Origin of the sequence: Nonomuraea mesophila (assembly GCF_004352805.1) — a bacterium.
Classification (GTDB): Bacteria; Actinomycetota; Actinomycetes; order Streptosporangiales; family Streptosporangiaceae; genus Nonomuraea; species Nonomuraea longispora.
The window spans coordinates 1-10,818 of sequence record NZ_SMLD01000243.1; the positions used below are offsets into that span (position 1 = coordinate 1).

9 protein-coding genes are annotated in these 10,818 nt (G+C 68.8%); 1 reads left to right on the forward strand and 8 read right to left on the reverse strand.

The genetic code is table 11. The features are described from left to right. From E1295_RS44660 to E1295_RS44670, 3 genes are all read right to left on the reverse strand, one after another. Window positions 1-2,898 (reverse strand): nitrate- and nitrite sensing domain-containing protein (locus E1295_RS44660; protein WP_166427724.1); only part of this gene is annotated, 2,898 nt, incomplete at its 3' end. 251 nt (window positions 2,899-3,149) lie between these two features. Then, window positions 3,150-4,547: an aminobutyraldehyde dehydrogenase gene (locus E1295_RS44665; protein WP_132640901.1), complete on the reverse strand. Its 1,398-nt coding sequence runs from the start codon at window positions 4,545-4,547 to the stop codon at window positions 3,150-3,152. 28 nt (window positions 4,548-4,575) lie between these two features. After that, window positions 4,576-5,847 carry a glycosyltransferase gene (locus E1295_RS44670; RefSeq protein WP_132640903.1) on the reverse strand — a complete coding sequence of 424 codons (1,272 nt, stop codon included), beginning with the start codon at window positions 5,845-5,847 and terminating at the stop codon, window positions 4,576-4,578. A 125-nt stretch (window positions 5,848-5,972) separates the two neighbouring features. Here E1295_RS44670 and E1295_RS44675 point away from each other — a divergent pair, with 125 nt between their 5' ends. After that, the gene (locus tag E1295_RS44675; RefSeq protein ID WP_166427725.1) at window positions 5,973-6,578 is read left to right on the forward strand and encodes a TetR/AcrR family transcriptional regulator; all 606 of its coding nucleotides are present in this window, start codon (window positions 5,973-5,975) and stop codon (window positions 6,576-6,578) included. Here the strand turns inward: E1295_RS44675 and E1295_RS44680 are convergent. The 5 genes from E1295_RS44680 to E1295_RS44700 all read right to left on the reverse strand — a co-directional run. Beyond that, the gene (locus tag E1295_RS44680; RefSeq protein WP_132640905.1) at window positions 6,572-7,621 is read right to left on the reverse strand and encodes an ABC transporter ATP-binding protein; all 1,050 of its coding nucleotides are present in this window, start codon (window positions 7,619-7,621) and stop codon (window positions 6,572-6,574) included. The genes E1295_RS44675 and E1295_RS44680 overlap by 7 nt on opposite strands. Beyond that, a complete protein-coding gene (locus tag E1295_RS44685; protein ID WP_132640907.1) occupies window positions 7,608-8,390 on the reverse strand; it encodes an ABC transporter permease in 783 nt (260 codons plus the stop codon). Before E1295_RS44685 ends, E1295_RS44680 begins: the two co-directional genes overlap by 14 nt. Further along, window positions 8,383-9,249, reverse strand: coding sequence for an ABC transporter permease (locus tag E1295_RS44690; protein WP_246081149.1), 867 nt, complete (start codon window positions 9,247-9,249; stop codon window positions 8,383-8,385). Before E1295_RS44690 ends, E1295_RS44685 begins: the two co-directional genes overlap by 8 nt. A gap of 5 nt (window positions 9,250-9,254) precedes the next feature. After that, the gene (locus E1295_RS44695; RefSeq protein ID WP_132640909.1) at window positions 9,255-10,379 is read right to left on the reverse strand and encodes a polyamine ABC transporter substrate-binding protein; all 1,125 of its coding nucleotides are present in this window, start codon (window positions 10,377-10,379) and stop codon (window positions 9,255-9,257) included. A 157-nt stretch (window positions 10,380-10,536) separates the two neighbouring features. Further along, window positions 10,537-10,818: hypothetical protein (locus E1295_RS44700; RefSeq protein WP_220449212.1), on the reverse strand; the 282-nt coding region annotated here is incomplete at its 5' end.

Here is a 10,818-nt window from a genome sequence, read left to right on the forward strand (position 1 = left end):
CACCGCCGGGTGCACGGCGGTGGTCTCGTGCTCCGGCTCCTGCCCCGGCTCGGCACGAGGCCGCAGCTGATCCGGCTCCGGCCTGCGGAACCAGTCGGAGCCGACGGACGAGAAGATCGGCAGGAACTCCTCGCTCTGCTCCTCCATGGGCGAGTTGCGCACCGCGGGCAGCGGTCCGGTCATGTCCTGCGAGGAGTAGTCGCCGGGCCCGTACGGGTTGTAGTCGGGGGTCCCGTTCTGCTCGAACTGGTCGGCGGGCTTGGGCTCCTCCGAGAACGGCGAGCGGTAGCCCGGGTCGAACTGCGGCCGCGGCCGGTCCTCCGCCTCGAACAACGACCTGCGCGGCAGCGGGTCGGCGAACGACGACCACCGCGGCTCCTCCGAGGGCTGCTGCTGCGGCGGCTCGGTCGCGAACGACGGCCAGCGCGGCTCGTCGTTCTGCAACGGCGGCGGCTGCTCGGCGAACGACGGCCAGCGGTTCTCCGCGAACGACGCCGGCTCGGGGGCCGGTGGGGGCTCGTCGGAGAACGACGGCCACTGCTGCTCGGCGAACGGCGACGGCGTGGGCGGCGGCTCCTGGGCGAAGGACGGCCAGGCCGGCGCGGCCGGCTCCTCCTGCCCCTGGGGCTGCCCCGCGAACGGCGACGGCTGCTCACCGAAGGCCGGCGGCCGGTCCCCGAAGGCCGGCGGCTGCTCACCGAAGGGCTGCTCACCGAAGGACGGAGGCTGCTCGCCGAAGGACGGAGGCTGCTCACCGAACGCGGCCGGCTGCTGTTCGGCCGGCTCGCCGAAGGCGGCGGGCTGCTGCTCGCCGAACGACGGCCAGTTGCCGGTGCCCGGCGCGGGCAGCGACCCCGGCCACTGCGTGTCCACGACGTGCTCGGCGCCCTCGCCGGAGGGTGCGCCGGTGCGCGTGCCGGATCCGTTCGCCGACGGCTGCGACTGCCCGAACATGCTCGGGTCGAACGTGGTGAACGCTTCGTACTGGCCGCCCTGCTGCGGCGTGCCCGTGCCGTCGCTGATGAGCATGTCGGGCATCATGACGAGCGCGCTCAGGCCGCCCGTCTCCCGCATGCTGAGCTGCACCCGGATGCCGTGGCGCAGGGCCAGGCGGCCGACCACGAACAGGCCCATGCGCCGCGAGACGGACACGTCCACGACGGGCGGGTTCGCCAGCCGCCAGTTGGCCTCGGCCAGCTCGTCCTGGCTCATGCCGATGCCCAGGTCGTTGATCGAGACGAGCACACCGCCCTCGACCGGCGAGCTGGTCACCTGGACCTTGCTCTCGCGCGGGGAGAAGGAGATGGCGTTCTCGATGAGCTCGGCCAGCAGGTGGACGGCGTCGGTGACGGCGGGGCCGACGATGAGGGTGCCGGACGCGATCTGGATCTGTACGCGTTCGTAGTTCTCGACCTCGGAGAGCGAGGCGCGGGCGATGTCGACCAGCGGCACCGGCTCGCTCCACTTGCGCGCGGCCTCCTGGCCGGCGAGGACCAGGAGGTTCTCGCTGTTGCGGCGCATGCGGGTGGCCAGGTGGTCGAGGCGGAACAGGTTGGCGAGCCGCTGCTCGTCCTCCTCACCCTGTTCCAGGCCCTCGATGAGCTGCAACTGCCGCTCGACCAGCGTCTGGCTGCGCCGGGAGAGGTTGACGAACATGGAGTTGACGTTGGCGCGCAGCTTGGCCTCGTCACCGGCCAGCCGGATGGCCTCGCGGTGGACCTCGTCGAACGCCCGCGCCACTTCCCCGATCTCGTCACGGGTGTTGACGCCGACCGACGGCATCTCGGGCACGTGGGCGCCCTCGCCGGACTCGCGCAGCAGGCGCACGGTCTCGGGCAGCCGGGTCGTGGCGACCTGCAGCGCCTCGGCGCGCAGCCGGCGCAGCGGGCGGACCAGCGAGCCTGCCACGCGGGTGGTGATGATGAGGACGAGGAGCAGCAGCACGAGGATCATCGCACCGGAGATGATCGCGTTGCGCTGCTCGGTGTTGCTGAGGTCGCGGGTGCCTGCCACGATCTTGGTGGCCAGGCCGTCCTCGACCTCGCGCATGGCGTTGCCGGTCGCGGTCGTGCTCTCGACCCAGCGGCTGAGGTCGGCCCGCGTGGTGACGTCGAGGTCCCTGATCCGGTTCCTCGCGCGCACCTGGGCGAGCGCCCGCTGCCGCATGGCGTCGGCCTGGTCGACCTCCCGGCCCGTGACGGCCTTGTGGTAGGCCTCCAGCTCCGCGGGGTCGGCCTCCTGCTCGAAGGCGAGCTGCTCGGCCTGCTGCTTGTTCCAGGAGCCCAGGAACTCGGCCCAGTCGTCGCTGTCGAGCCGGCGCTGGACGAGCGTCACGAGCAGGATGATCTGCTGCCGCGAGACCTCTTCCTTGGCCCTCTGGAGCGCACCAAGGGCGGCCACGTCTCCCTGGAGGGCGTCGTCGGTGACGCCGTCGCCCATGCCGGCCTGGATCGACGAGAAGACGTCGATCATCGTGGTGTAGGTGGCGATGACGGCGCGCGGCGGCACCTTGCCGCTCATGGAGGCGCGCAGGCTGTCGAGGCCGTCGAGCCAGCGGTTCATGTCGGCGACGCCCTCGCGCACACGGGCCGAGTGGGCCGCGTCGACGGACGAGGCCGCGCTGACGACCTCCTGCCTGGCCTTGTCGGTCGCCTGCCGCTGGGTCTTGACCTGGACGAAGCGCTGGGCCTTGCTGCGGTCGGCGACGTACCACGCGGTGAGCGTGCGTTCCTTGCCCAGCTCGTGGTTGAGCGCGCCGATGCGCTGCACCAGCTCGGCAACCTGGGTGAGCCGGCGGTATTCGGCGCTGGTGCCGATGGCGTCGGCCAGCTGGATGCCGGCGAGCAGCACACCCACGACCGTGGGGATGAGGATCAGCGCGACCAGCCTTGAGCGCACACGCCAGTTCCCCAGCCGGAACCGTCCGCCTGTGTACTCCCCTGACCTCGTATGTCTGGGGTTATCCGTCCTCACTGACTCTCGCAACCTCTCGCCGGTACGTGCTCGAAAAAATCAGACACGCGTGTGGCGCATGGGATTCTGTCCGGCTGGGTAATTGGAACACAACCCGTACCAGATCGGCCAACCGAACATATCCCATCGAACACGCCCAAAGCAGCACTTCGGGGCGTCTACCGCCGTACACGTTTCTAGGCGGGCCGGAACGAATCCCGCTCGGCCGGTGCCGCGTGCTTCACCATCAGGTGCCGCGTCACCGAGTAGTCCTGCACCGCCTCCTGGCTCATGTCCTTGCCGAACCCGCTGCCCTTCACCCCGCCGTGCGGCGCCTCACTGGCGATGGGCAGGTGGTCGTTGACCCAGGTCACGCCCACGTCGAGCCGATGCGACACGCGCATCGCCCGCGACACGTCGCGCGACCACACCGACGAGGCCAGGCCGTATCGGGTGTCGTTGGCCAGCCTGACGGCCTCATCCTCGCCGTCGAACGGCAGCACGACCAGAACAGGACCGAAAAGCTCGCCCTGGACGATCTCGCTGTCCTGACCGACCTCGCTGACAAGCGTAGGCGAATAGTAAAACCCCGGCCGGTCGATCGGCGAGCCCCCGTGCAGAATCCGCCCGCCCGACCTGGAGACGAACCCGTGGACCCGGTCACGGTGGGCCGCCGAGATCAGGGGGCCGATGTCGGTCGCCGGGTCCCACGGGTCGCCGACGGTGATGTTGGCAAGAGTTGCCCGAATCGCCTCGACCGCGTCCGCGTGGACCTCGCGGGCGACGTACACGCGGGTGGCCGCCGTGCAGTCCTGTCCGCTGTTGTACGTCGCCCCCATGGCCACGCCGTGGGCCATCTCGGCCAGATCGGCGTCCGCGAAGACCAGGGCCGGGGCCTTGCCGCCCAGCTCCAGATGAACCCGCTTGAGCGTGCCCGCCGCCCCGGACATCACGGCACGGCCGGTCTCCGTCGAGCCCGTGACGCTGACCATGTCGACCCCGGGGTCGGTGACGAGCGCCTGACCGACCTGCGCGTCTCCTGTGACGGCCTGGACGAGCCCTTCCGGAGCGCCCGCCTTGGCGAACAGCTCCGCCAGCCGCACCGTCGTACGGGGCGTCTGAGGGGCGGGCTTGATCACCACCGCGTTGCCCGCGGCCACCGCCGGGCCGAGTTTCCACACGGCCATGACGAACGGGAAGTTCCACGGCGCGATCGACCCCACCACCCCGACGGGGCGGCGCAGCATGACCGAGGTGTAGCCGGGGCTGAACACGCCGGCGCCCGTCCCTTCGAGCGAGCGGGCGGCGCCGGCGAAGAAGCGCAGGTTGTCGACGGCGAACGGCAGCTCGCCGTCCCTGAACACGGCGGCGGGTTTGCCGGTCTCCTCCACCTCCAGCCTGGTCAGCTCATCGGCGTCGGCCTCCACCAGGTCGGCCAGCCGCAGCAGCAGGCGCTGGCGTTCGGCGGGTGTGGTCTGCGACCACTGCTCGAACGCCGCACGCGCCGACCGTACGGCCGTCGCCACACCTTCCACCGGCGTGTCCGGAATTTCGGCACACGGGAGCCCGGTGGCGGGGTTGATCAGTTCACGCATCGGATGACTTCATCTCTCAGAGGTCGTGCTATTTGCCGAGCTGCTCGATCAGGTCGGCGGCCTTGCGCAGCCCGTCGCGGCGCCGGATCTCCTCGCCCGCGGCGGCCAGCTTCGCGCGCAGCCCGGTGTCGCCGAGCAACCGCGCGACCGCCCCCTTCAGCTCGTCGTCCGTGAAGGTGTAGGTCGAAAGCCTGACACCATAGCCCAACTCATCCATTCTCTGGGCGTTGTCGTACTGGTCCCAGAAGAGCGGCAGCACGATCATCGGCTTGCCGAAGTGCAGCGCCTCGGTGGTCGTGTTGTTACCGCCGTGGGTGATGACAAGGTCACACAGTGGGATGATCCTAGTCTGCGGAAGGAACTCCGCGCCCCACATGTTGGCGGGAAGGTCGATCTCCTCGTGCAGCGGCCCCTTGGAGACGATGTACTGGTGCGGGGTGTCGGCCAGCACGCCGATCACCCGCCGCATCAGCTCCACGTCGGACGAGCCGAGCGACCCGAGCGAGAAATAGATCAGCGCCCCGTCGTTGCGCTCGAAGGGCAGCTCGAACGTCTCCTCCGTCTCCCGCACCGACGAGTCGAGCCGGTGCCAGGTGTCGCCCAGCGGCCGGTCGGCGGCGTAGTCGGCGATCTCGGGATAGACGTAGAGGTTCAGGTCGCCGTTGTGCATGAAGTCGAGCTCGGGCAGCGGCTCGGTGCCCTGCTCGACGCACCACTCGTTCCAGGCGGTCCAGAGCTCGCGGTGGGTGCGGTCGTACTCCGCGCGGAAGGCGTCCCACTCCGAGCGGTCGGCGGCGGGCAGCCCGGAGAAGACCGGCGCGACGTTCTCGCCGCGCACCTCGAGCGGGTTGCAGGAGACGATGCGGACGAACTTCTTGCCCGCCGTGACCAGCGCCGGGAACGTGAGCACGTTGTCCTCGACGATGATGTCCGGCTGCACCCGCTCGATGATGGCCTTGAGCTGCGGCTCGCAGTATTTGGCGCCGTCGATCAGCTCGGCCCAGATGGGCTTGACGACGGTCTCGAGCTGCTCGCGGGTGCTCTTGCGGTATTCGGGCGCGGTCTCGCGGATGAAGTCCTTCCAGAACTGCCCGGGGTCCTGCTCCTCGTCGCCTTCGGGCGGAGGCGCGAGGTCGACCAGGTCCTCCTCGAAGCCGAGCGCTTCGAGCTTGCCCTTCCACGACGCCTCGGCGGCGAAGACGACGCGGTGACCCCGGCGGCGCAGGATGTCGCCGATGCCGATGCTGTTGTTGGTGGGACCGTAGGCGCTTTCTGGCATGAACAGGATGGTGAGAGACATCGAGACTCCGGAAGAGCTGATCAATTTGAAGGGGAATTCAAAAACGCATCTAGCGTGAAGGTCAACTTAAGGGCACTATGGTCACGGCTAACTGAACAGCAGCCGAACGGGTGAAGGTGGTGGGGGTGGCTCAGCGTAAAAGCCGGAGTGACCGGCGCATCGACTTGATCGAGGCCGCGCGCAGGGCCATCATCCGCCATGGCATCGACGGAGTACAACTCTCCCACGTGGCCGAGGAGGCCGGCCTGACCTCCGGAGCCGTGCTCTACCACTACCCCGACCTCAGCGAACTGCTGGTCGAGGCGCAGCACGCCGGCATGGAACGCTTCTACGAGCTGCGGCTGCGCCGGCTCGCCGACTTCACCGATCCGGTGGAGAAGCTGGTCGTGACCATCAGGTCGGGGCTGCCGACCGGGCCGCTCGACCAGGACGTCCGCCTGCTCAACGAGCTCGGCGGGGCCGCGGGCCGCAACAGGGTCTACGGCGTGTTGCTCACCTCGCTCTATGACCGCCAGGTGTCGATGTACCAGGCGATCCTCGACACGGGGGCGGCGCTGGGGGTCTTCCGGCTGAGCGCCGGCTCGCTGACGATCGCGCGCAACCTGGTCGCGCTGGAGGACGCGTACGGCTACCGCATCACGGCCAGGCACCCGGTGATCGGCCCGGCGGAGGCTGCCGAGCTGGTCCTGTCCTACGCCCGGGCGGCCACGGGCAACGACCTGTCTCACTGATCGACCGCCATGATCACGGCATCCTCGGCGTTCCAGCGCACCCTGACCTTGGCCCCGGCCTCCACCGCACTGGCGCCCTGGACGGCGACCAGCACCGGCTGGACCCGGCCCGGCACGTCCACGGAGATGTGCGAGACACCGCCGTAGAAGCTGACGTCGAGGACGCTGCCGCGCAGGCCCCCGGTCTCGCTCTCGGCGACCAGTTCGACCCGCTCCGGGCGTACCGCGAGCAACGCCTTGCCGCCCACCGCGAGCTCGGTCATGGGCGTGCCCGCCAGCACGCCGAACTCCTCGCTCTTGAGCCCGTCGCCGTCGCCGGCGACGCCCTCGAACAGGTTGTTCGCGCCGACGAAGCCGGCCACGAACGGCGATCTCGGCCGTTCGTACAGCGGGACGGGTTCGTCCACCTGGCACACGGTGCCGCTGTCGAAGACCGCGATGCGGTCGGCCAGCGACATCGCCTCCTCCTGGTCGTGCGTGACGACCACGAACGTGATGCCGACGTCGTGCTGCAGCCGCTTGAGCTCCAGCTGCATGTCGGCGCGGACCTTCTTGTCCAGGGCGGACAGCGGCTCGTCGAGCAGCAGCAGGCGCGGGCGCTTGACGATGGACCGGGCCAGCGCCACCCGCTGCCGCTGGCCGCCGGAGAGCTGGGCGGGCTTGCGCGAGGCGTGCGCGGTCAGCCCGACCGTCTCCAGCACCTCGCCGACGCGCTGCTTGATCTCCTGGCGTGGCAGGCGCTCGCGCTCCAGTCCGTACGCCACGTTCTTGGCCACGGTCATGTGCGGGAACAGCGCGTACGACTGGAACATGAGGCTGATCGGCCGCCGGTTCGGCGGCAGGGCCAGCAGGTCCTCCCCGTCGAGGGTGGCCGTGCCCCGGTCGGGGGTCTCGAACCCGGCGATGATGCGCAGCAGCGTGGTCTTGCCGCACCCCGACGGTCCGAGCAGGGCGAAGAACTCGCCCTGCCTGATCTCCAACGAGACGTCGTCGAGCGCGGTGACGTCGCCGAACCTGCGGGTGATGCCGTCAACCTTCAGCACTCTGTCTCTCTCCGATTCTCGTCAGACGCTGGCCGATGATCACCGCTGCGAAGCTCACGAGGAGCAGGATCGCCGCCAGTGCGTTGATCTTCGGGGTCACCCCGAACCGGATCATCGAGTAGATGACGATCGGCAGCGTCGGCTCGGCGTTCCCGATCGTGAAGAAGGCGATCACGAACTCGTCCAGCGACAACGTGAACGCCAGCAGCGCCCCCGCCACGATGCCCGGCGCCAGCTGCGGCAACGTGATCTTCATGAACGTCACCACGTGCCCCGCGCCGAGGTCGCGCGAGGCCTCCTCCAGCGAGGTGTCGGCCCCGGACAGCCGGGTGCGCACCACCGCGGCCACGAACGCCATGGAGAACAGGCCGTGCGCGAGGATCACCGAGTAGTGGCCGAGCGTCAGCGCGATCACGCCGTAGAAGAGCAGCAGCCCGATCGCCAGCACCAGGTCGGGCAGCACCGCGGGCATCAGCGCGAGCGCGTCGAGGGTCTTGGACCTGGAGTGGCGGGCCAGGCCGACGGCCAGCATCGTGCCGAGCACGGTCGCGATCGCGGTCGACCCGACGGCCACGACCAGCGTGTTGATCAGGCCGTTCCTGACCCGCTCGTCCGCGGCCAGCTCGCCGTACCACTTGAGGCTGAAGCCCTCGTAGGTGTACGCCGACTCGCCGGCGTTGAACGACATGACGACGAGCACGACGATCGGCAGGTAGAGGAAGACGTACGTGACCCAGAGCGGGACGAGCCCCAGCGTGGGCCTACGCACGGCGGGCCATCCAGGCCTGCGCCATCAGCAGCACCAGGAGCACGGCGATGAGCGCCAGCGCCAGCGTCGAGCCGAACGGCCAGTCGCGCGCCTTCAGGAACTGGTCCCGGATCAGGTTGCCGACCATGATCGACTTGCTGCCGCCCAGGATCTCGGGGATCACGAAGTTGCCGAAGCTCGGCACGAACACGAACAGGCAGCCGCTCAGCACGCCCGGGATCGTCAGCGGCAGCGTGACCTTGCGGAACGTGGTGAACGGCGAGGCGCCGAGGTTGGCCGAGGCCTCTCTGAGCTGCGGGTCGAGCCGCTCGATCGCGGCGTACAGCGGCAGCACCATGAGCGGCAGGTAGGAGTAGAGCAGCCCGGTGACGATCGCGCCCTGGTTGTAGAGCAGCTCGTAGGGGCCGAGCCCGATCGCCGCCAGCCCGCTGTTGACCAGCCCGGGGCCGCTGAGCAGGATGATCCACGCATAGACGCGGATGATGAAGTTGGTCCAGAACGGCAGCACGATCGCCACCAGGGCGATCGTCTTCCACTTCGGTGAGAGCCGCGCGATCGCGTACGCCGTCGGATAGCCGAGCAACAGCGCGATGGCCGTCGTCAGGGCGGCGATGCGCAGCGAGCCGCCGACGACGCCCAGGTAGAGCGGGTCCATCAGGCGGGCGAAGTTCTCGGTGGTGAACTCGTACACCACGCCGCCGAAGCGCCCGCGCTGGAAGACGGTGTTGCTCAGCACCAGGGCCAGCGGCACCAGCAGCAGCACGACCAGATAGGTCAGCCCCGGTGACAGGAACACGAACGCCCCCAGCCGGCGTCCGCGCGACGGGGACGCCGGCCGGGGTTTGGGCTCAGATCTCACCGCTGTTACGACTGCGCCGTGACTTCCGTCGACAGACGGGTGTACTTCGTGGACGCCTGTCCCAGGTCGACGATCGACTCACCGTCGAGCAGCTCGTCCGGCTTGATGCCGAGCAGCGAGCCCTTCGCGACCTTCACCATCTCCATGGCGGCCTTGTTGGGCACCTTGTAGTTGATGTTCTCGGCCGCCCAGCTGTGGTTCTCGGGGGCGAGGATGTAGTTGATGAGCGCGTGCGCGGCCTCCTTGTTCTTGGAGGACTTCATGATCACCATGGTGTCCACCCAGAGGTCGCTGCCCTCCTTCGGCACGGCGAACGCGATGTTGCCCTTCGGGTCGGTGGTCGGGCACCAGCCGTCCCACGCCTCGACCATGACGGCCTCACCGGACTTCAGCTTGTCGCCGAACGTCGTGTCGTCGTAGCCGAGCAGATGCGGCTTCTGAGCGACCAGAAGCTCCTTGGCCTGCGCGATCTCCTCGTCCTTGTCGGTGTTGACCGAGTAGCCGAGCGCCTTGAGCGCGGGCAGGGCCAGCCAGCGCTCGGTGGTCATCATGGTGACCTTCTTGTCGGCCCAGCCCGGCGGCTTGAGCAGATCGTTCCAGCTGGTCGGCTTCTTCTTCACCAGGTCGGTCCGGTAACAGATGCCGGTCGTGCCCCAGGTGTAGGGCACGGAGATCTTGTTGCCCTTGTCGTAGGAGAGCTGGGTGGCCTCGGGGTAGAGGTTGGCCAGGTTGGGGATCAGCTCGGGGTGGATCGGCTCCAGCAGGCCCTGCTCGTTGAGCGCCTGGGCGTACTGGCCGGACACGAACGCCACGTCGATGCCGCTGTCGCCTGAGGCGGTCAGCTTGGCCATCGCGTCCTCGTTGGTGGCGTGGAGAGCGATCTTGAGGTCCTTGACCTTCAGCTGCGCCTTGGCCTTCTTGGTGAACTCCTCGGGCAGGTAGCCGTCCCAGACCGTCACCTGGATCGACTGCTTGGTCAGGTCCGCGTTCGGCTTGAGGTCGTCGGCCGCCGCCGCGTTCGTGCCTTCTGGGCTTGTCGACGACTCACCGCCGCACGCCGCGACGGCGAGCGCGAGGCCGGCCGCCGCGAATGCGGCCGGGAGACGACGGGTGAACCGGATACGGGACACGGCCGCTACTCCTTCTTGAATGTGCGGGGGAAGAGGGGTCGCGCGACCTTACCGGACACAGCGGACCAGATCAGGAGTGTTGCAGCAGATATCAACATGGGCAAGACTTTTTATGACATTGCTACCTGGAAGTTTGGCTATCGTGTTGAATTGGGATTCAATAGGGGATCGGTTGATCTCTCTCGGTGAGAAGCCCCTCACCGGCCGAGATCACGGGCTCTCCACCGCGCTCGTACGGCTGCTGGACGAGGATCCGCCGCCGCCCTTCGCGGTGCGCCGCTTCCGGGCGCTGCCCAGCCTCTCGTACGACTCTGGGGATCTCCACACTGGGGTCCCAGGTGAGCGGGGTTTCGGCCCGCACGTTGACCAGACTAACTACTCCGTCGTCGTGGCCGAAAAGGTGGTAGTCAAGTGGCTGACCCCGCCGGCGCCCCTGCCC